This window comes from Enterococcus sp. 5H, assembly GCF_028128615.1.
GTDB lineage: Bacteria > Bacillota > Bacilli > Lactobacillales > Enterococcaceae > Enterococcus_L.
This window is the reverse complement of sequence record NZ_AMDP01000021.1, coordinates 127,712-149,920: the sequence shown is the minus strand read 5'-3', so window position 1 is coordinate 149,920 and position 22,209 is coordinate 127,712. Positions and strand designations below refer to the sequence as shown.

Sequence of the window (22,209 nt, the reverse complement as noted above, 5' to 3'; positions counted from 1 at the left end):
TTAAGCACCTCTCAATTCTTTAATCACTGCTTCGGTAAAATCTGTTGTTGTTGCACTTCCGCCTAAATCAGTTGTTAAAATTCCTTGATTCATCACGCGATCACAGGCGTTTTCAATTTTTTTAGCTGAATGATCCAAAGCAAATGATTGTCGCAACATCATCGCTGTAGACAAAATCATCGACATTGGATTCGCTATATTTTGATTCGCAATATCTGGTGCAGAGCCATGAATGGGTTCATATAACGATGGACCTGACTCGCTGTGACTAGCACTTGGCATCATTCCTAATGAACCAGGAATCACAGAGGCTTCGTCACTTAAAATATCACCGAATAGATTTTCAGTAACAATAACATCAAATGATTTTGGTTTGGTAATCATAACCATGGCTGCAGAATCGACTAGTTGATGCTCTAATTCACAGTCCGGAAATTCTTTTGCTACTGCATCCGCTGTTTGACGCCATAATTTACTTGTCGCTAACACATTTGCTTTATCAACTGAAGTTACTTTTTTATTTCTAGTTTGAGCAATTTCAAATGCTTTACGAATAATCCGCTCAACCTCAGCTTTTGAATAGGTGCAAAGATCTGAGGCTTCTGTTTCACCTAACGTTTTTTCTCCAAAATAAATCCCGCCTGTTAGCTCACGAACAACGACAAAATCAACACCACGAACATTTTCTTCTTTCAACGGTGATAAATGAACCACTGCAGCTGGTACTGAAATTGGACGTATATTAGCAAACAGACCTAATGCTTTTCGTAAACCTAGTAAACCTTGCTCCGGTCTTTTAGGTGCATTATCCCATTTTGGTCCCCCAATCGCGCCTAAAAGGATAGCATCTGCTTTTTCACACGCTTCTAAGGTTTCCTGCGGCAGAGGATCACTTTTTTCATCAATACCTGCGCCACCAAAAGCAAATTTCTCAATATCAAAATCCAATTCATCCTGAATCATGATCTCTTCTAAAATCGCTAATGCACTATCCATAATCTCAGTTCCAATTCCGTCTCCCGGTAAAGCTACAATTCGTTTGCTCATTTGACGTTCCTCACTTCTTTTTGAAATTGTTCACTTGCTTTAACATAAGCTTTAGCCGAAGCTTCAAGAACATCAAAATCAATTCCAATGCCATTGAACTGTTGATTTGTTTCACTATTGGCTAAAGTAACATGGACTTCTGCTTGTGCATCCTCACCACCTGTAATTGCTTTAATATAATATTCTTTTAAGGTTGGTTTTTGCTCTAAAATTTTGTCGATAGAATTGTAAATCGCTTGAATACTTCCAGAACCAATGGCAGATTCGGTTTTCGTTTCTGTTTCACCAGTATTAATTGACACAACCGCACCTTGATTCCCATCAGAAACGTATTGTAGCTGCATCCGCTCTAAGCGATAAATTTCATTACATTCTTGAGTTTGTCCTACCATCAACGCAATTAAATCGTCTTCAGTAACTTGTTTTTTCTTATCTGCCAATGATTTGAAGCGTTTAAATGCATCCTTTAATTCGTCCTCTGTTAGCTGGTAACCTAAGCTATCCATTTTCGCTGCAAAAGCATGCCGGCCTGAAAGTTTACCTAATGGTAGCGAATTTTCGTTTACACCAACCAATGATGGCGTGATAATTTCATACGTATCAGGATTTTTTAAAACTCCGTCTTGGTGAATACCAGATTCATGAGCATAAGCGTTCGCTCCAATAATAGCTTTATTTCTTGGAACAGCCACACCTGATAAACGACTGACCAGATCGCTTGTTCTTTTGGTTTCGTTTAAAACAATATTACTTTGCGCTTGGTAAAAATCTTTTCTGATATATAATGCCAGTGCTACTTCTTCTAAAGCAGTGTTTCCAGCGCGTTCACCGATACCATTAACCGTTCCTTCTACACGTTTAGCCCCATTTTCAATTGCTGCTAAAGCATTAGCTGTCGCCATTCCTAGGTCATCGTGACAATGTGAAGAAAAAATTATTTCCTGATCGCTTTGGATATGTTCAAGCAAAAATTTAAATAGCGCACCATACTCGGTTGGATTAGAATAGCCAACTGTATCAGGAATATTAATGATCGTTGCACCGGCATCGATTGCCGTTTGAACTGCTTTTAGAAGAAATTGTTTTTCCGTCCTACTTGCATCTTCTGGTGAAAATTGGACTTTTTCAAATTGGGTTCTCGCATAACTAACATGTTCTTTAATAGAAGCAATTACTTGATCTGGTGTCATTTTTAATTTGTATTCCATATGAACTGGGCTAGTTGCCAAAAACACATGAATTTGCGGATGTTTCGCATTTTTTAGCGCTTCGTAGGCTCTGTCAATATCGGCTTTTTGGCAACGTGCCAAACCAGCTACCGTCATTTTTTCAACATTTTCAGCAATTGCTTGAACTGCTTCAAAATCACCAACTGATGCAATCGGAAAGCCCGCTTCGATTGTATCTATTCCCCATTTTTCAAGTTGTTTAGCAATTTGAACTTTTTCTTTTGTATTGAAATTAACGCCAGGTGTTTGTTCCCCATCTCTTAGAGTCGTATCAAAGAATTGGATTGTTTTCATTTTTCATACGTCCTTTCTGGTTAAACATTTTCTTCATTTTTTGTTGTTTGATATTTGTTGTAATGGTAATAAATGTGTTTACTTTTTTGAACTTCGCTCACTGCGTTCGCCAAGTATTGCAAGACATTCAGCTCTGGTGACAATCGCTGTGTCTTGCAACAAAAAAGCATCCCACGATATGGGATGCTTGTCATCCCGTTCATGCAATGCGAAAACAGGACTCTCAACTTCTGATAAGAAAAGCTGCTTTACAGCTAGTTTCTATATATCAGTGTGATGAGTCCTTAATTAATAATAAAAATGTAGTTGTCGTATGTTTATTCATCGTTATCAACATCCTTATTGTCAGAATTTTTGAATAATTCAAACTATAACAATAAAGATACAGAAATTTTGACGTAAAGTCAATAGTTTTATGAGAAAAATTTTAAGAAACAAAAATAGTTTACACAAAATAAAAAGAATAAACACAACTGGTTCTTGTGTTTATTCTCTGAATTACCTATTAAATCTTAGATAATGCTTGTTCTAAATCAGCAAGAATATCTTCACTATTTTCAAGACCAATCGATACTCGAATTAATTCTGGCGAAGTGCCAGATGCTTTTAATTCGGCTTCGCTTAGCTGTGAATGTGTCGTTGACGCTGGGTGGATAATCAGTGATTTAGCATCGCCGACGTTAGCAAGTAATGAGAACAATTCGACATGGTTAATTAAATTTTTCCCTGCTTCTGAACCGCCTTTAACACCAAATGTAAAAATCGAACCAGCTCCTTTAGGTAAATATTTTTCTGCTAACGAATGATATTGATTATTCAACAGACCAGGATAATTAACCCAAGCAACTTTGGGATGCTTTTCTAAAAACTCTGCTACTTTCACTGCATTTTCTACATGACGTTCTAAACGAAGTGACAGTGTTTCCAAACCTAAAATTAACAGAAAACTATTAAATGGAGAAATCGCAGCTCCCGTATCTCTCAATAATGACACACGCAAGCGAGTGATATATGCCGCAGCACCTACATCATTTGTATAAGAAAGTCCATGATAGCTCGGATCTGGATTAACAAGTTTAGAAAACTTACCGTTTGCCCAATTAAATTTGCCTGAATCAATCACAACGCCACCTAAAGCCACACCATGCCCGCCAATAAATTTTGTTGCTGAATATACAACAATATCTGCTCCAAAATCAAAAGGACGGTTTAAGTAGGCAGTTGCAAAAGTATTGTCCACAATCAAAGGTATCTCATGTTTATGAGCTATCTCTGCAATTGCTTCAATATCTGCCACGTTGGTAAGTGGATTACCAATTGTTTCAATAAAAATGGCTTTTGTATTTTCTTTAATTGCCTCTTCAAAATTAGTTAATTTTTCAGGATCAACAAATGTCGTCGTAATCCCAAACTCAGGTAAGGTATGGGCAAATAAATTAAAGGTTCCTCCATATAGCGTTGAAGCTGATACGATATGATCGCCAGCACTAGCAATATTTTGAATAGCATAAGTAATCGCCGCTGAACCAGAAGCAACTGCAACAGCTCCTATACCTCCTTCTAGTTCATTCAATCGTTCTTCTAAAACAGCTGTGGTAGGATTCGTAATTCGAGTATAGATATTTCCGGATTTGGCTAAAGAAAATTTTTCAGCTGCATCTTGTGTGTCATCAAATGTATAAGAAGTTGTTTGATAAATTGGAACTGCTCTAGAATTAGTGTCTTTATCTGGAGTATGACCTCCGTGAATTTGGATCGTTTCAAAATGATAGTTAGAGTTTGTCATTATGCTTCATTCCTTTTCTATTCGTTATTTGATTTATTTTTGGAACTTTGGTCGTGTACATATCACCTTCTTGCATAATGACCACCTCTTTCTGTTTTTTATTCTCATTGGGAAGATTTTGGTTTGAAGATTTAGTTTGTTGCTAATCCTTTGGTTGCCAAACATTGCCCATCATCTGCTCTGGTAAAGCCAATCGTAGTCCTTCAATTCTTAGAGCTTTAGCTCTTAGAAATTGATGCGATCGTAACGAAGTGTAGTGATTCGCAGCAAAAAGCCCTTTACCAGCATTTGCTAGTAAAGGGCGACAATCGCGGTACCACCTTTATTGGAAAAATTCCATCTCATCCCAAACGATGAATAGATTCATGATTTGGTGCTTTTTTAACGGTAGCTGCCGTAAAAACCAAAATGATTTTTCCTCTCCAAGATCATTTTCGACAAGTGATCATTACTTTCTTTCACCAAATGAAAGCTCTCTAGTTCCAACTATTCATTATATTAAACAGTTGAATTTCAATGTCTGCTTGTGTACTCTTCTTTTCAATGAGTTTTTATATTAAAATATATATTAGATTACACTCATCTATTTGTCAACATTTTTTTATTATTTTTTCATTATATAAACATTTAATTTTCCGTTTGAGTATCCTATTTCTCTTTCTGTTGATTTTTTATTATAATAGGGAAAATTGGAGGTTGATTTAATGTCAGAAACAAATGAAAAAGTTGAAATACTCTTATCTTATCTATCTGAAATTCATACTAAAAGTTTATCTTTGTATGATTTAGTAACTAGCCGCCCACGTACTGAGGACAATCGGATGATTTTGAATATCAATGAGGTATTCACTTACTACCACAGTGTCCGCATTTTTTACTACAGCAATGAAGAGTTAACTACTTCGAATGTCTTGCCTTTTTTTAAAGCTTTTGAAGATTTTTATTTTGAGTTAAAACAAACTTTCTTCCTTGAAGATGATAACAACATTCTACTTTACAACAAGCTAACTGCCATGAAAGATTCTTTTGAGCAGTTGACGAATGATTTTAATGTTTTATAATAGAGTAGATAATAGGTAAAGAAGGTGTTCAAATGGATCAAAGCCAAGTGTTAGATCGCCTGCGCGAAGAGTTGGAAATTCCATTCTTTAATGGAAAAATCGAAGAACGTGAATACACAGAAGAAGAGTATCAAAAAATTAAATCTGATCTAGTTCAGTATTTTGATGATTATGTTCGTAATGTAGAAAACTAGTTAGTCCTATATCCGGTAGAAAGAACATGTTTAAGAGCCAACTACTGCTCTTTCATACTAAATTAAGTCTTTGAGAAAGATTAAGCTGTGCTATTATGTGCTCAGTTTAATCTTTCTTTTTAATTAACAATGTCCTTTTTATACGTCATAAAATTCACAATTTTATATAAAATAACATTTATTTTTCATAAGTAAAAAGAAAGAACTTGAATAAATAAAAAACCACCGGCTAGGATAGCCGATGGAAAAGGAGTATTACTCAATAAGAGTAAAATGAAAAATAAAAAGGTTGTTGTTGGTATGGATTAATAATACAACAGATTTTTTTATTTGTCTACTAATAAAAAAATTAAAATAAAATGAAGTCTTCCTTTTTTTGGTCATTTTTCTGGTTATTTTTTTATTTTTTGAGCAAAAGATTACTCATTCTTGTAATCGAGAACGAAATATCATCTGTTGCCTTATCTTGTTTTTCTTCTGATTTATTGAATAAATCAACATCTATTCCTTTTTCCGGATCTAAAGACAAGATCATTTCGTTACATCCTGCTAAATATTCAATATATGAACGTTCGAATTTTTTATGAATCCCTACTACTCGTGCAGGCGGACGTAATTGAGTAACTTTTTCCAACATCATTGTATATTCTTTTGTTCCATCTTGGAAAATATGTTGAATCTCAGCAATTCGTTCTGATGTTAGATCAGCTGTTTTATTTTCGTCAATTGCTTTACGAACTTCTTCATAATAGTCGTTCATTTTTTCTCCGACTTCTTCTGTTTCTTTAACAATATCATTGATGTTTTGAACATAATAACCTAAATTTGGTTTCATACTATTTCCTACTTTCTTTTGGTAATCAATTAATTTTACACTTTTATACGGGTCTATGACAAGAAGAATCTGCAAAATGCCGATTTAATCACATTATTAGCCTAAAAAAAGAAGATGTGTGGGGCAAAACGGAAAGAGCCGTTTTGCCCCACACACTATACTCTAATAAACAGTAAGAACAGAAGTAATTTCTTCTATCTGATCCTCACTCTTAGTTCAAGTTTAATTTTTATAAAATTTCATCACTTGTTTGGATGATTTTAGAAACCATACCATAGTCTTTTGCTTCTTCTGCTGACATCCAGAAATTACGATCAGTATCTTTCGCAATTTTTTCATATGTTTGTCCTGTGGCTGCAGCAATCAAACGATTTACACGTTCACGCATACGAATGATTTCTTTTGCTTCAATTTGGATTTCTGTACTTTGACCTTGAACACCACCAGCAGGTTGATGGATCATGTAACGTGTATTTGGTAAGCTGTAGCGGTTTTTAGCCTCTGCAGCTAAGTAAATTGTAATACCAGCACTTGCTACCCAACCAGTTCCAACAACGATTACTTCAGGTTTTACAAATTTGATCATATCATGGATTGTATCGCCAGCTTCCACATGACCACCTTGACTATTAATAAAGATTTTAATTGGCTCGTCACCCATTGCAGATAATAAAAGTAACTGAGATGTTACCTCTCTCGCCAAATCTTGATTGATTTCACCATAAATTAAAATTGTACGTTCTTCAAATAGTTTTTTCATAAAAACATTCGGCTGTTGCTGTTCTTCTTTTTCTTCATTTTCATCTAAATAATTCATGTCCAATGACCTCCTAATTTTAAAAGCTAAACAGGCTCGTCTAGTCTTGATCGAAAAATAGGAAAAATAAAGGTGGTGTTTTTTGCCATAATTATTTTTTATCTTTTTTCTGAAAGACTAGCTTGTTAAGCTAGATAATTTTTAAAGCTAAATGAGCTTGCATAATGCCGACTGGAAAATAGGAAAAATTAAATGCAGTGTTTTCTGCTGCACGCAATTTTTATCTTTTTCCCGAGACATTAGCTCATGAAGCTAGATAATTTTTAAAGCTGAACAGATATCAAGTACTCTCAACAAAAAATAAGAATACTGACCTTTACAGTAACTAGTTTCTGAAAAGCTAGCCTGCTAAGCTAATTCTCTATACTAATAATACCTTATTCAGAAAATTTGTCCACTTTTTTGACTTGTTTTGACCTTAAAAATTTCATTAACACTTTTATCAAGAAAAAAGAAAGCCACTTCATTCGTGACTTTCTTTTTCAGCTATCCTTCCAACTTTTCTCCATTAGTTTCAATGACTTTTTTATACCAATAAAATGAATCTTTTGGTGTACGTTTCAACGTTCCATCGCCTCGATCATCTTGATCTACATAGATAAAACCATAGCGTTTTGACATTTGTGAAGTTCCACAACTGATGAGATCAATACAGCCCCATGTTGTATACCCCATTAGATCTACACCATCTTCGATGGCTTCTTGCATTTGTTCAATATGCTTTTTGATGTAGTCAATACGATAGTCATCATGAATTTTTCCATCAGCTGCAATAACATCCTTTGCCCCTAAACCATTTTCACAGACAAATAATGGTAGTTCGTATCGATCATAAAGCTTCATAAGAGAAATTCGTAAGCCAATTGGATCAATCGGCCAATCCCATTGCGACAATTCCAGATACTCATTCTTAATCGGGCTATCAAACGTAACGGCTAATTCAGAAGCATCTTCACGAGCTTCAGTTACATGTGACATATAATAGCTGATCGCCACAAAGTCAACTGTGCCTTCTTTTAGAATTCGTTCATCGCCAGCTTCCATTCTAATCTCAATATCGTTTTCAGAAAAATATCTTGCCATATAGCTTGGATAAGTGCCTCTTGCTTGAATATCAGGGAAAAACATATTTAACTGATTTGATTTAACTGCTTGTAATTGATCTTCTGGTTTAGTTGTTTTTGCATACGCTTCAATTTGGTTAATCATACAACCGATTTTTGCATCTGGGATGATTTTGTGTGCTGCTTTTACTGCCAATGCGCTCGCTAAAAATTGATGATGACTCGCTTGATATGCTGCTTCTAGTTTATTTTCAGCTAGATCCTCTAAAATACCAGATCCTGTATATAAACTATTCAATGTCATATTCATTTCATTAAAGGTAATCCAGTACTTCACTTTATTTTTATAGCGCTCCAAGATAACTGTTGCAAATTTTTCGAACAATGGAATTAATTCACGACTTAGCCAGCCATTATATTTTTGAGTCAAAGTTATAGGCATCTCATAATGAGACATAGTTACTAAAGGTTCTATACCATATTTTAAACATTCGTCAAAGACTTTATCATAAAATGCCAGCCCAGCTTCATTCGGTTCTGTCTCCAAACCAGTTGGAAAAATTCTTGCCCATGAAATCGACAAACGAAAAACTTTAAAACCCATTTCTGCAAACAACGCAATATCTTCTTGATAACGGTGATAAAAGTCAATCCCCCAACGTTTTGGAAAAAGATATTTGTCTGGATGAACAAGATATTCCTCTAACTCACTTGAATTAACATTAAACGTAAAATTATCAACTGTACCTTTAGCATATGGATCTTTATAAGCAACTAAATCAGAGGTTGAAAGTCCTTTACCGTCTTCTAGATAGGCGCCTTCTATTTGATTGGCTGCCGTTGCACCGCCCCATAAAAATCCTTTTGGAAATCCAGTTTGTTTTGTATCCATGTTTGTTCCTCCTAAATTTTATTTATATGATTAATTGTTAGATAATCCCTTTTTTAATTGACAATTGTAATCAATTCATCCCCGGCAACGACTTGTTCATTTGTAGTCATAGGTACAATTTCAAAATAGTTAGCAGTATTTGTTACAATTATTGGAATTTCTATTGAATACCCAAGACTTGCAATCAATTGACGGTCAAACATTACTAACTTCTGACCAGAAGTAACCGTATCCCCAATAGAAACAAATGTTTTGAACCCTTTCCCACCCATTGCAACCGTATCAATTCCGATATGAATCAGTAATTCCACACCATCTTTTGACGTAAGGCCAATTGCATGTTTTTCCGGCATAAGCGCACTGACTACACCATCGAAAGGGGCAAAAAGTTGATCTTCTTCTGGTAAAATAACAATTCCTTTTCCTAACAAACCTTCTGAAAATACGCTGTCTGAACATTCTTCTAAATTCTTAATTGTTCCTGAAACAGGTGCTAATATAGCAGGAATATTTTTTTCCGTTTTGGCTTGATTGCTCGCTTCAACTTGCTCTTTAGTAGAATTAGGATTAAAGTCTATTTTTGCCAATAATGTAATGAAGAACGCCAAAAGACCGCTTATAGCAATACCAATCAGTGCTAGAATAAAATTATTGCTTGTTCCATCTGGATTTACAAAAACGGGTAATGATAAAATTCCTGGTGTTAAGAACGAAAACATTTTTACGCCTAGGGTTATCATGATTGAACTCGTTATTCCTCCAGCAATCATTACAGCATATAACGCTTTTTTATATTTTAAGATTACGCCATATAGTGCCGGTTCTGTAATACCGAAGAAAGCTGATACAGCAGATGAATAAGAAATTTCTTTCATCTCTTTATTCTTAACTTTAAAAGCGATTGCTAATGTTGCAGCAGCCATCGCAATGTTGGCAAATAAGCTAATTGGTAAAAAGCCATTTTCATATCCTAATCGTGAAACATTTTCCAACATCATTGGGAAAAAGGCATAATGCATACCTGTCATGATAATCAACGGATAAAAACCACCGATAACTATTCCATAAAGAAATGGTACAGTCTCAGCTAACCATAAAGAAACTACTGCCAAACCTTTACCAATATAAAAGCCAATTGGTCCAAATACAGCTAACGTAAGTGGAATCATAATTAATAACACCAATAACGGCGTAAAAATCATTTTCACAACACTTGGAACAATTTTATCAACTGCGCGGTACACGTAACTCATCACCCATACGCCTAAAATGATAGGAATAACCGTAGAAGTATAACTCATCACGGGAATAGGAATTATATTGAATAAATAAAGCGTACCTTCACCATTTAAAATTGTAGGATATAACAAAGAACACGCCAATGTCACACCAAGAAACTCATTTACTTTAAATCTTCTGGAAGCCGAAACAGCAATTAAAACAGGTAAGAAATTAAAACTTGTATCTGCTACAATTGTTAAAATCTGATACGTATCGCTGCCTTCTACAATTAGTTTCAGCATTACTAATAGAGGCAGTATTCCTTTCATTAAACCTGCTCCAATAATTGCTGGTAAAATCGGTGTAAAAATTGCTGCGATTGTCGTAAAAACAGTATCTAAAATACTTTGTTTTTCTTTGGCTGGTTCATCTGAATTCGTTAAATAAGGACTAATTTTTTCAAATACTTTTCCTACATTGTTGCCAATAATCACTTGTAGTTGTCCACTTTGAAATCTTGCGTCAATCACACCATCAATTTTCTTCAATTCCTCTAAATCAACTTTCTTTTTATCATTAATAGCTAAGCGTAAACGGGTAAAACAATGGGTGCCATCTTTTATATTTGTTGCAGAACCAACATTTTTAATGATTTCTTGCGCCATTTTTTCGTAGTTCATTCTTAATTCCTCCGCTCATTTTGATAAAATAAAAACCTAGGTGATATAAATAACCGTCCATATTTCATGGCTCGTTTACGTATATCACCTAGGTTAATGCCTACTTGTTACACACCTAGAACTGATTATTTACTTTGCTTCAGATACTACTCGTTCGATATGAATAATCAGATAAATCATTTCATCATCACTGATTACTAAATTGTATTCCTTCTTTAATAGCTCTCGGATCATCAATGCACAAGCATAGCTTTTCTGGTATTGTTCTTGAATAATCAGATAAAGTTTCCCATCACTTTGTTTTGCCTCAACCTTATTATGCAGCTGACGATTCATAAAATAGCGAATATGAGTGACAAAACGCGAATAATTGATACTTTCTTTATTCAAAGAAACATTAAATAACGATTGGATAATTTTCACCATACTTTTGGTAATCTTTGCGATCAGCAAGGTTTCATTTTTTGATTCTTGATCGTCTTGAGCATTCACAAAATGCAGTGCAATAAAAGATGCCTCAGCCTCCGGCAAATCAATTCCTAGCTCTTCTTTCACCAGTTCTAATGCTTTTTTCCCCAACTCGAATTCTTTATAATACAAAAATTTAATTTCCCATTGCAGCGTATTTTCACTTAGCTGTGTATTCATTTGGTTTCTTTCAATAGCAAATTGAAGGTGATCTGCTAGAGAAATCAGAATTGTCGAGCTTAGTTTTTGATTCAGTCCTTCTTCTCCTAATTGAATGATTTTCCCTGTTACAGAAAGAACTTCAGGCGAAATCTCATCCAAAATCGAAACAGGTTGACTCCCTTTCATTTGATAAATCTTTACAATTAGATCAGAGGTTATCGCATCGCCTTTTTTCTTTTTAAACCCAATTCCTTTCCCAAAAAGAATCAACTCTTCTTGGTGCTCATCAGTAACTAAAACTAAGTTATTATTTAGTGATTTAACCGTTGTATACATCGTCATCACCTCTCAAAAAACAAAAAAACACCAAACTAAAGTAGCTACTACCTACTATAGACTTGGTGGTGCCTGATCGTATCAGTTACACTCCTGTTGTTCTATGGCACTAATTTAACATAGAAAGATAGCGCTGTCAATAATTTTTAAAAAGAATTTTTACACAAAAAGAGGCTGAGACAAAAGCGTTTAGCTCCGAGAAATAAGAAGGGATTCACGAAAATTGCCAAGAATCACCATGAGCTGGCAAATGGATGATGATTGGTACCTACTAGGTGCTTTTCAAATTTTTGTGAATTTCAGCTTATTTCCGAAGCCTTCAATTCTTAGAGCTTTAGCTCTTAGAAATTGTTGTGATCGGAACGAAGTGCAGTAGCTGCTTTTTTCTCGCCGTTTATTTGGATCTATTGAGTGAAACAAAACTGATTTTTAGTTTTGTCCCACTCAATAGATATTTTAACTTATTAACCTTTACCCATTCTACGTTGAACAAATTTTACAATCTCAACAATTGGAATAATCGCAAAGGATGTTCCTGCAACAATTGCCCATTGGTATGCATCTAGCGATGTTACACTGAATAGATCATTGAATCCTGGAATGACAATCGTTGCTGCCAATAACAAGAATGACACTAAAATTGCCCAGTTAAATGATTTATTTCTAAACAAGCCAACCTTGAAAATAGATTGATAAATTGATTTAACGTTAAACGCATGGAACAACTGGATCAATCCTAATGTCGCAAAAGCCATTGTCAACGCATCGCCATGCTGTAAATCGTACAAGGCAGATGCTGATAGGTTTGGCATATTTGCTGCTGTATGGGCTGGGAATTCAATTGCCATTTTATAGACAATTAAGGTCAATGCACCTTGGGCAATCCCTTGATAAATCACACTGCTTAACACACCGCCAGAGAAGAAATTAGATTTTTTCCCACGTGGTGCATGGCTCATAACATCACGTTCAGCAGGCTCTACACCTAAAGCAATCGCTGGGAAGGTATCTGTTACTAAGTTAATCCACAATAAGTGAACAGGTAATAAGGTATCCCAAGCCAACATCGTTGCAATAAAGAGCGTCAAAACCTCACCTAAGTTGGCAGAAAGTAAATATTGAATTGTTTTTTGGATATTTGAGAAGACTTTGCGTCCTTCTTCAACAGCAACAATGATCGTAGAGAAATTATCATCCGCTAAAACCATGTCTGATGCACCTTTTGATACTTCAGTACCTGTGATTCCCATTCCAATACCAATATCTGCTGCTTTTAAGGCTGGTGCATCGTTTACACCGTCACCAGTCATCGCAACAACTTTACCTTCTTGCTGCCATGCTTTCACAATACGAACTTTATGTTCAGGCGAAACTCGAGCATATACAGAATAATGTTCAACTACTTTGGCGAATGCTTCATCTGATAATTCATTCAATTCAGCACCAGTAATAACTGCATCATCGTCGCCTTCCTTGATAATACCAAGACGAGCAGCAATCGCTTCAGCGGTATCTCTGTGGTCACCAGTAATCATAATCGGACGAACGCCTGCTTCTTTAGCAACTTTTACTGCTTCTGCCGCTTCTTTACGTTCTGGGTCAATCATCCCAACCAATCCAGCAAAGACAAGGTCTTTTTCAACTAAATCAGAATCCATTTCAGCTGGAACAGCATCAACAAATTTATACGCCATACCTAAAACACGTAGTGCTTGTTTTGCCATTTTCGTATTGTTTGTTAAAACTTCTTTGCGCTCTTTTTCGTCTAGTGCAGTTGTCTGACCATTTAATAATACTTGGCTACAACGTTTTAATAGCTCATCCGGCGCACCTTTAACAGCTACTAAGAATTTGCCATCAGCTAATTGATGAACAGTCGTCATTAATTTACGATCAGAATCAAATGGAATTTCTGCCACACGAGGTTCAGCTGCAACTTTTTCCGTTACGTTAAAACCGTGGTCTAATCCATATTGAACTAAAGCCGTTTCAGTTGGATCACCGATTAACGTTCCATCTTGAGCAATTTTTGTATCATTAGTAAAATTCATAATTTTTAATGCCATATTATCTAATGAAACGTCATCTGTTGCAGGTGCAACTTTATTGTCAGTGAAAAGTGCTTCAACTGTCATCTGATTTAAGGTTAATGTACCTGTTTTATCGGAACAAATGATATCCGTACTACCTAGAGTTTCAACAGCTGGCAATTTGCGGACAATCGCATTTTTCTTCGCCATTTTTTGAGTTCCTAAAGCTAAAATAATCGTTACAATTGCTGGTAAACCTTCCGGAATTGCCGCAACAGCTAAGGAAATTGATGTTAATAACATGTCGATCCAGGTTCTGCCGTTCATCATCCCAACGACAAACATAATTGCTGCAATAATTAAAATTGCAATTGTCAACATTTTACCTAATTGATTTAGGTTTTGTTTTAATGGTGTTTCTGTTTCTTGTTCGTTGGCTAACATACCAGCAATTTTACCCACTTCAGTATTCATTCCTGTACCAACAACCACACCAAGTCCGCGCCCATAAGTTACGTTACTATTAGAGTATGCCATATTCACTCGATCGCCAATCCCAATATCTTCAGGCGTACCTTCTAAGACAGATGCTTCTTTTTCAACCGGAACAGACTCACCTGTTAATGCTGCTTCTTCAATCTTTAAACTGGCAGCTTCTAACAAACGTAGATCCGCTGGTACTACGTCACCTGCTTCAAGTAAAACGATATCACCTGGGACTAGTTCGTCACTTTTAACAGTAATAACATGACCATCACGACGAACATTCGCATTTGGCGAAGACATTTCTTTTAATGCTTCGATTGCTTGTTCGGCTTTCGCTTCTTGAATCACACCAAAAATTGCATTTAAGACAACCACTAATAAAATGATGATTGAATCAACAACATCATGTGAAAAGACTGCAGAAATCACAGCTGCAAAAAGCAAGACAATAATCATAAAATCTTTAAATTGTTCAAAGAATTTCACAACGATTGATTTCTTTTTCCCTTCATCTAATGCGTTTGCACCATAACTTTCTAACCTTTTCTTGGCCTCTTGATCTGATAAGCCAGCTTCAGTTGTCTCCAGCTTTTGTAAAACTGTTTCTTCTGACTGCGTGTAGAATGCTTCAGATAATTGAACCTTTTTTTCTTCTGACATGTTCTTCCTCCTCTGTGATTTGCAGCTACTTAAGTCTATTTTACTTCATATAGTACAAAACGAACACGATAATGAATAAAGTCATCCGTTTCTAGCCAAAACGAAAAAAAATAGACCTGTGTATGCTAACTAAATAGAACATACATAAGTCTCACCATTTAAGACAACACCAGAAATTTCTTTCGGAGTTGGTGATGTTGTCACGGCTATCGCCGTCAGTTACTCCCTCATGAAAATAAATATGCGGGCAATTGATTGAGTATCAATCACCAATAATTATTGCTTGAAGTTAATTATACCTGTTCTTTCATTGTTTTTCAAATGAAAGTTGTTGATTTTCAGAAAGATTTCTGTTTCTTTTGAAACAATTGCTATTCAGAAATGAAAAAGTGAGTGTGACAAAACTAAAGATCAGTTTTGTCACACTCACTAGATCCGAATAAACGGCGAGAAAAAAGCAGCTACTGCACTTCGTTCCGATTACAACAATTTCTCAGAACTAAACGCTTTTGTCTCAGCCTCCTAATTTTATAGTTATTTAGCTGGAACCATTGATTTGGTCCAAAAGTTTTCTGATAAGCCTTGTTCCATACCCATTACAAATTTTTCTCTGATATCAGGATATGTTTGGGCTAAATTACTGACGAGATGCTTAATTTCTTCTCGTTTCGTTTTTTTATCAACAGGACAAGGATTAAAGATTAGTGGTAATTCCTCACGACTTACAAACTGAATAATTTGTTTTTCTTCTACATACAGCAATGGACGGATCAATGTAATATCTGTTTTAGTCAAATGACTGCGTGGTTCAAAACTGGCTAATTGACCATGAAAAAGAAAATTCATAAAGTACGTTTCGATTGCATCATCCAAATGGTGTCCCAAAGCAACTTTATTACAGCCTAATTCCTTTGCGCGCTTATAGAGAATACCGCGGCGCAGTTTTGCACATAAAGAACAAGGTGAGCGTTCTTCACGAATATCAAAAACAACTTGAGCAATATTTGTCGGTACAATATCTAGTTCATAACCCAGTCCTTCAACAAATTCCTGCAGTGGTGAAATATCCATGTCAAATCCCATCACTAAAGTAATCGGCACGATTTCAAATTCAAAACCTAAACGCTTTTGTTTACTAATTGTGTCGAGAAAATACAGCAAGCTTGTACTATCTTTTCCACCGCTCATACCAATAGCCACTTTATCTCCCGGCTCGATCAACTGATGATTCAAAATAGCTCGGCGGATCGGATTATAATACGTTTGATTATCTTTCTTTTTAAAACTCATGAGAAACTCCTTTTTACTCATTTGGTTTTGGCTCATTTAAAAAAATCGGTTTTTAAACTATATTGATTACCAGAAACGATATCATATTGAATTAAACGGTAGGCTTCATATAATTCTTCTTGTGATTTGTTCAGCGAAAGTGTTTTGCTCCATTGTTTATCTTTATAATAAAAACCTTTTTCAAATGCTGGAACTTCTTTTTCCAGTTCAGTCAATAATTGATAAAAACCTGTTAACTGCATTCCGCTTTGGTTGAACAAGGTTGGAGCGAAATAAAATGGACTGCTGATAGCATCATGGGTATTCTTTTCGCTTAATTTATTCTGGTTATCGTACATCAAAAATTCGGTTAGATGCATTGCAACTTCTTCATTATCGGCTTTAATTTCATCTGAGTAAATACTTGGTAAGTGATCGCCCCAAAAAACAACTAACGTCCGTCGTTTCACGTCTTTTAGTGATTCAGTAAATTGTTTCAGTGCTTCACTGCTATAAGCAACATCTTGCATGTAGCTATCGATTGCTGTTTTATTCCCTTTGCTTTGAGATGAATAATCTGAACTAGTATATTTATCACTGTATGGCATATGTGTCTGCATCGTCACTAAATGAACAAACTGTGGATTTTCTTCATCATCCAACAAATCTAAGACTTCTTTATAAGCTGATTCATCAGAAATATATGGATTATTCTCAATTTTATCCGTATAGTTCATCGTACTTTCACTAAGAAATTGATCGAAGCCCATGATATTATAAACATCTTTACGTTTATACATTGACGTATTGTAAGGGTGGATTGCTGTTGTTTGATAGTCTTGTCCGTTTAACAGTGAAACAATTGAAGGAATCTCATCCATTTTAGGAACTAACATTGTATACGGTGTTGTTAATTGTGGATTAAATAGTTCCATTGAAAAACTTGTCAGTGCTTCGAATTCTATATTAGCAGTGCCGCCACCGTAATTTTGTGAAAGCATTTGACCACTGTAGGTTGAATTAGCAATATCATAGTAGTCTTTTAAAGGATCTTTATTTGCTGTTACACCATTTAAATGTTGAGGATTTGAAAAACTTTCGCTCATCACAAAAATAATGTTTGGCTGCTCTTCTTCTGTAACAGTTGTTTCTTCTGCTAATTTTGAATACTTGTCAGTAATATCTTCAATCGTTTTTTTAGAATAATTTTCCGGCTCATCCATCGCTTCGACTTTTAAGTTATACAAAAAGCCACCCATAAAACCTGTATTATAGTAATTCATTTTTTGACTATAAGGAATCCAGAGCGCTGTGCGGTCATAGGCTTTTCGCAAAAGATTATTTGGACTGTTAAAATTACTCACATAAACCAGTAGCCCAATCGTAATGACTAAACTGGAAAGACGAACAATCTGCATTTTTTTCGATAAAAGCCTACTTTTGTATATCGCTCTGCCAAAAAAGAACAGTCCGACAAGAGCGACCAGTAAAATTGCAATAAATGGAATCGTACCAATCATTTCTTTTAGTAAACTAAATTCCGTAATCATTTTTAAATCATCTGGATAAATAGGTTCTGTACGGTAATACATTTTCATATAATCAGCAAAACCTAAAATACCAATCGAAATTGCATAAAGTAAGCTTCCTAAAGCAATTGATCCAGCTAAACTGCATAAGAAAAGTAAAAAAATCAGCAGCACAAGACTACCTAATAAAAATTTTTCTGTGTGCCATGAAAAAGCAAATTTAAAAGCTAAGTCCCACGATAAATTGTTCTGGCACCATTGTAAATACAAGTTACTGAATAATACTAAGAATAATATTCCAATGATTATTAGTGGGTATTTGATTGATTTTTTACTGAATAATTGTTTTATTTTTTCCAAACTATTCTCCTTCTCTTTAACTAAAATATCTCTTTTAATATTCTATGCTTAGTCGAAAAAAAAGTAAAGCTCCGTCCAGTTAGAGCTTTACTTTCTTATAAACTATCGCTAAAAAAGATTAACATTGCAAAAAAAGAATGAATAAACAGAGAGAAAAAACACTACTTAGACTTATTTCTTGGACCTAAATACTTTTGTCTTAGCTTCACGCACATAAAAATAGATGAAGATTCCTCTTTAGTGAATTCACTTTCAAAATTCATAAAATCAAGTATCAGTAGAATTAACCCAGCAATTGTAATGCAATAAATAGCTAATTTCCAATTAGGCTTCAAATTGGTAGAATTTTTCTCATTACGATGAACATTTAAATTATACCCAACAAAAAAATGTCTAGAACAATTCTGGTTTTTACAGTATTCACAGACATCTTGAGTTGTCTCGAGATAACCTTAATGCGAAAACCTGAATAATAATATAATACAAGCGGTATTCTATACTCCTCCAAATTTATTTCAATATACTATGATTAATTTTTAAGAAAAGGAATATAATCAAATAAATTTTACTTTCACAAAAATATGTTGGCTGTCTCAATCACATTCTGTGCACCAGCAAACCGAAAGTTATCTTCATTATTCACTTTTATCATGTTATTTGAGAATATAATATGATCTGAATTTGACGTAAATGTAGATAATCTGATCATATTTTTAAACTGATTGCTTATTATTTGCAATTGCTGGCAATCAATTGCTCTAATACCATCGTTAGCATTTGGTGAAACCCCACCTTGTTCCATTAAGTTTCCTGTAATCCTAATATCTGATCCGTTCTCAATCAATACACCATATCCGCCGATGCCTAGTAATTGATTATTGTGAACATCAATATTTTGACAATCTACAAACTGCAATGAATTTCGCGTAGGATTTATTACTTTTTGTTGATCTATAAAGTTGTTGGTCACTAAAATATTTTTGCTGTTATTTACACGAATACGTTCTGTGTTCACACATACATTTCCTTGAATAATTACATCATCTATTTCTCCATTTGTTCCAGTAACATTAATCGCACGTCCTTCAGTGTTAGTGATTCGGTTATTACGAATAATATACTGTTTAATAAAAGGCAGCGGCAGTGTAGAGGTGGCTCCAGCTGAGATTCCTACACCGGTAAGATTATTAATGATATTATCTGATACGGTTACATACATTCCTCTAGCTGTTATACCACTAACGCAACCTCTTATCGTATTCGCTTTAATCGTCCAGTAGATACAAGGTTCATGGCAGTCAATAGCGTACCCAATTCGGCAGTTTGTTAATAAATTCTCAGCTATTTCAATATGATGTGGCGCGTGATTTCCACCAGCAATTCCATGTCTACAGTTATCAAATACGTTATAATATATTTTCCCATAACAAGATGTAGAAGTCACATTTACCCCATAACCAGAATTAAAATTGATACTATTTGGAGAAGTACTATTCAAAAATACACTATTTTGAATCATAAATTTATATGTTCTTGCCATATTTACCGCTACATTTTCAGCACCATTAACAATAATATTATCTAATACAATATTAAAGGCATATGAAAATTGAATCCCGCCATGAATACTGTCTTTGCCTCCCATTGTAATTTCCAGATTCTTTAAAGTAACGTTAGAGATTGGGGCTATTACATCAAATAGTAACTGACTATCTTCATGATAATCAAACATCAGGCCACCATCCACTACTATTGTTGCATTAACCTGATCTACTTCAACAATTTTTTGTAATTCTTCTTTATAAGGAATATGTGATCCGGCATTGATATATTGTCTCTCTTGACTTTTTATCGCTAATAAATCACCAACATGGACATCTGTTAAATCTCCTGAAATAGGAATTCTTGTTTGCCCTTCAACAATAGCAGAAGTTGATCTTAACGTTTTCTTGACACTTCCTATCCCTTGCATTAAATATGGTCTAGTGTTTTGGTTTCCAAGCGGTAAGGTTTGGGCATCCAACATTGTTAAGTTTTTAACACCAGCAATAGTTAAATCTGACGTTAACGTTAAAAGGCTACTTAAAATATAAGTTTCACCACCTAATTGCAGGGTTCCTCCACCAATTCGTCTAACTTCATTAATAGCTCTTTGAAACCTTAAAGTGTCATCTACTTCTCCATTCAATATTGGAAAGTCCTCTATAACTACGATATTCCTTGTATCATTAGTTTTATTACTATTCATCATCTAATACAGCTCCTTTTGATTAAATTTCAATTAATAAAAAAATTACTGAAGACCTTTGTCTATCTAACCACTGATTTTCCTAAATTAAAGCGGATTCGTCTTTTTCCATGTTGAAAACTCCTTTCCACTATATTTTATTTTTAGCCATAGACTACAGATTTACTGAATGATGCCTTAGTCTACATAAAGTATAGTAGTTATACAGGCCTATAACCTTTCGACTTTCTCTCAATAATCTTTCAACTGCTAATTATTTTTACGTTTACATGGTGAGCTACCTGTAACTATATTTTTCAATCAAAAAATCCTTCAAAAATTGTCAATTTCACGTACAATTTTTGAAGGATTCCTTATGGCTCTTAAGTAACCTTAGTTGACACAGAGCAACTTTTTCCATATTCAATTTTCTAAACATCAAAAAGTATAAGAATACTTTTATTAGCTGATTCCATAACTCTATTTTTTTCAGTGTACATACTTTTTCGACTCAAAACTGTCGAATTTACTTTACTGCTTCAAAAATTTGCTCAATCAACTCCATCACTCGACGGACTTCTTGATTTTTAACAATTGGTTCTGCTTGTTCTCTCACTACCTTGTAAAAGTTTTTATAAAATGGATCATATTCAGCTGATGCTTTAGGTAGTTCTTTGGTGATTGTAGCTTCTTCAGAAGGCGGCGCCATTGTTTTCGTTAATCCTACACCAGCTTGAATCGGTTTAGGTGCATCTATATTTTTGACTTCTGATTGAATTACCATCTCGCCATTTAAATCCCAATCTTGAATGAGAGCTGTTCCTTCAGTCCCTTTTAAATACCAGCGCGGTAAGGAAATGTAATTCGTTGTACCGACTTCTACAATTGCCCGTATACCATTTTCAAAGATAATATACGCGATAAATCCATCGTCAACTTCATCACCAAGAATGTAACTTAAATCTGCTGAGACTTTTTTGATTGGACTATCGACTAAAAATAATAGTTGGTCTAATAAATGAACGCCCCAATCTAAGACCATTCCGCCGCCGTGTTTGATTTCATGACGCCAATCTCCTGGAATTCCATTGGCACCTTGAACGCGGGTTTCGATTTGAAAAAGTTCGCCAATTTGCTGATTTTTGTAAAGTTCTCGTGTGATGAGAAAATCCGGGTCCCAGCGTCTGTTTTGATGAACCATAAATGTTTTCCCTATTTCTTTAGCAACTGCTATGATTTCATCTAATTCTTGTACGTTCATTGCTACTGGTTTTTCGCAGACCACATGTTTACCTGCTTTTAATGCTTGGATAGCTAAGTCTTTATGGGAATCGTTGGGTGTAGCTATTAGTACAGCTTCGATCGTTTCATCTGTTAAAACTTCTTCAAACGATTGATAGATTTTATGATTATGCTGGCTGGAAATTTTTTGGCGTTCGCCTGACACATCGTATGTTCCAACGACATGGATTCGCTCATTTTCATTCGGCATGATGTTGTGAACATGGTAAGAACCCATTCCTCCATAGCCGATGATGGCAAAATTGATTGCTGTCATTTAG

General features: G+C 34.9%; 16 protein-coding genes and 1 pseudogene. 3 read left to right on the top strand and 14 right to left on the bottom strand.

The window, feature by feature from the left end:
• The 3 genes from leuB to C240_RS08905 form a co-directional block, all read right to left on the bottom strand.
• On the bottom strand, positions 1–1,047 hold the full coding sequence (leuB, locus tag C240_RS08915; RefSeq protein ID WP_271494454.1) for a 3-isopropylmalate dehydrogenase: 1,047 nt from the start codon (positions 1,045–1,047) through the stop codon (positions 1–3).
• Positions 1,044–2,570, bottom strand: a complete 1,527-nt coding sequence (locus C240_RS08910) for a 2-isopropylmalate synthase (protein WP_271494453.1) — start codon at positions 2,568–2,570, stop codon at positions 1,044–1,046. Before C240_RS08910 ends, leuB begins: the two co-directional genes overlap by 4 nt.
• Positions 2,571–3,075: 505 nt before the next feature.
• Complete coding sequence (locus tag C240_RS08905; protein ID WP_271494452.1) at positions 3,076–4,356, bottom strand: O-acetylhomoserine aminocarboxypropyltransferase/cysteine synthase family protein; 1,281 nt, start codon at positions 4,354–4,356, stop codon at positions 3,076–3,078.
• 704 nt (positions 4,357–5,060) lie between these two features.
• Here C240_RS08905 and C240_RS08900 point away from each other — a divergent pair.
• The gene (locus C240_RS08900) at positions 5,061–5,417 is read left to right on the top strand and encodes a hypothetical protein (RefSeq protein ID WP_271494451.1); all 357 of its coding nucleotides are present in this window, start codon (positions 5,061–5,063) and stop codon (positions 5,415–5,417) included.
• Positions 5,418–5,449: 32 nt separating this feature from the next.
• Positions 5,450–5,611 (top strand): hypothetical protein, encoded by a 162-nt coding sequence (locus C240_RS08895; protein WP_271494450.1) that lies wholly within the window; start codon positions 5,450–5,452, stop codon positions 5,609–5,611.
• 400 nt (positions 5,612–6,011) lie between these two features.
• Here the strand turns inward: C240_RS08895 and C240_RS08890 are convergent, their stop codons facing one another.
• From C240_RS08890 to C240_RS08870, 5 genes are all read right to left on the bottom strand, one after another.
• The gene (locus tag C240_RS08890) at positions 6,012–6,446 is read right to left on the bottom strand and encodes a hypothetical protein (protein ID WP_271494449.1); all 435 of its coding nucleotides are present in this window, start codon (positions 6,444–6,446) and stop codon (positions 6,012–6,014) included.
• 229 nt (positions 6,447–6,675) lie between these two features.
• Positions 6,676–7,263: an ATP-dependent Clp protease proteolytic subunit gene (locus C240_RS08885; RefSeq protein WP_271494448.1), complete on the bottom strand. Its 588-nt coding sequence runs from the start codon at positions 7,261–7,263 to the stop codon at positions 6,676–6,678.
• Positions 7,264–7,749: 486 nt separating this feature from the next.
• Positions 7,750–9,219: a glycoside hydrolase family 1 protein gene (locus tag C240_RS08880; RefSeq protein ID WP_271494447.1), complete on the bottom strand. Its 1,470-nt coding sequence runs from the start codon at positions 9,217–9,219 to the stop codon at positions 7,750–7,752.
• Between the two features lie 53 nt (positions 9,220–9,272).
• Complete coding sequence (locus tag C240_RS08875) at positions 9,273–11,120, bottom strand: beta-glucoside-specific PTS transporter subunit IIABC (protein ID WP_271494446.1); 1,848 nt, start codon at positions 11,118–11,120, stop codon at positions 9,273–9,275.
• A 129-nt stretch (positions 11,121–11,249) separates the two neighbouring features.
• Positions 11,250–12,086, bottom strand: a complete 837-nt coding sequence (locus tag C240_RS08870; protein ID WP_271494445.1) for a PRD domain-containing protein — start codon at positions 12,084–12,086, stop codon at positions 11,250–11,252.
• Positions 12,087–12,260: 174 nt separating this feature from the next.
• Here C240_RS08870 and C240_RS16325 point away from each other — a divergent pair.
• Positions 12,261–12,462: pseudogene (locus C240_RS16325) on the top strand (hypothetical protein).
• Positions 12,463–12,550: 88 nt separating this feature from the next.
• Here C240_RS16325 and C240_RS08865 read toward each other — a convergent pair.
• From C240_RS08865 to C240_RS08840, 6 genes are all read right to left on the bottom strand, one after another.
• Positions 12,551–15,262, bottom strand: a complete 2,712-nt coding sequence (locus tag C240_RS08865) for a cation-translocating P-type ATPase (RefSeq protein ID WP_271494444.1) — start codon at positions 15,260–15,262, stop codon at positions 12,551–12,553.
• Positions 15,263–15,796: 534 nt separating this feature from the next.
• Complete coding sequence (locus tag C240_RS08860; RefSeq protein WP_271494443.1) at positions 15,797–16,552, bottom strand: tRNA 2-thiocytidine biosynthesis TtcA family protein; 756 nt, start codon at positions 16,550–16,552, stop codon at positions 15,797–15,799.
• A gap of 32 nt (positions 16,553–16,584) precedes the next feature.
• Positions 16,585–18,420, bottom strand: a complete 1,836-nt coding sequence (locus C240_RS08855; RefSeq protein WP_271494442.1) for an LTA synthase family protein — start codon at positions 18,418–18,420, stop codon at positions 16,585–16,587.
• 367 nt (positions 18,421–18,787) lie between these two features.
• Entirely contained in the window at positions 18,788–18,928 is a 141-nt protein-coding gene (locus C240_RS08850; RefSeq protein ID WP_271494441.1) for a sigma factor-like helix-turn-helix DNA-binding protein, read from the bottom strand.
• A 63-nt stretch (positions 18,929–18,991) separates the two neighbouring features.
• Positions 18,992–20,608 carry a right-handed parallel beta-helix repeat-containing protein gene (locus C240_RS08845; RefSeq protein WP_271494440.1) on the bottom strand — a complete coding sequence of 539 codons (1,617 nt, stop codon included), beginning with the start codon at positions 20,606–20,608 and terminating at the stop codon, positions 18,992–18,994.
• A 565-nt stretch (positions 20,609–21,173) separates the two neighbouring features.
• Positions 21,174–22,205, bottom strand: a complete 1,032-nt coding sequence (locus C240_RS08840; RefSeq protein ID WP_271494439.1) for a Gfo/Idh/MocA family protein — start codon at positions 22,203–22,205, stop codon at positions 21,174–21,176.
• Between the last annotated feature and the right edge of the window lie 4 nt (positions 22,206–22,209).

Bases quoted from the DNA above. Each gene is read 5' to 3' on its own strand.
- C240_RS08860 (WP_271494443.1), bottom strand. From the start codon at position 16,552: ATGAGTTTTAAAAAGAAAGATAATCAAACGTATTATAATCCGATCCGC.
- C240_RS08870 (WP_271494445.1), bottom strand. From the start codon at position 12,086: ATGTATACAACGGTTAAATCACTAAATAATAACTTAGTTTTAGTTACT.
- C240_RS08865 (WP_271494444.1), bottom strand. From the start codon at position 15,262: ATGTCAGAAGAAAAAAAGGTTCAATTATCTGAAGCATTCTACACGCAG.
- C240_RS08895 (WP_271494450.1), top strand. From the start codon at position 5,450: ATGGATCAAAGCCAAGTGTTAGATCGCCTGCGCGAAGAGTTGGAAATT.
- C240_RS08885 (WP_271494448.1), bottom strand. From the start codon at position 7,263: ATGAATTATTTAGATGAAAATGAAGAAAAAGAAGAACAGCAACAGCCG.
- C240_RS08890 (WP_271494449.1), bottom strand. From the start codon at position 6,446: ATGAAACCAAATTTAGGTTATTATGTTCAAAACATCAATGATATTGTT.
- leuB (WP_271494454.1), bottom strand. From the start codon at position 1,047: ATGAGCAAACGAATTGTAGCTTTACCGGGAGACGGAATTGGAACTGAG.
- C240_RS08875 (WP_271494446.1), bottom strand. From the start codon at position 11,120: ATGAACTACGAAAAAATGGCGCAAGAAATCATTAAAAATGTTGGTTCT.
- C240_RS08880 (WP_271494447.1), bottom strand. From the start codon at position 9,219: ATGGATACAAAACAAACTGGATTTCCAAAAGGATTTTTATGGGGCGGT.
- C240_RS08840 (WP_271494439.1), bottom strand. From the start codon at position 22,205: ATGACAGCAATCAATTTTGCCATCATCGGCTATGGAGGAATGGGTTCT.
- C240_RS08900 (WP_271494451.1), top strand. From the start codon at position 5,061: ATGTCAGAAACAAATGAAAAAGTTGAAATACTCTTATCTTATCTATCT.
- C240_RS08905 (WP_271494452.1), bottom strand. From the start codon at position 4,356: ATGACAAACTCTAACTATCATTTTGAAACGATCCAAATTCACGGAGGT.
- C240_RS08910 (WP_271494453.1), bottom strand. From the start codon at position 2,570: ATGAAAACAATCCAATTCTTTGATACGACTCTAAGAGATGGGGAACAA.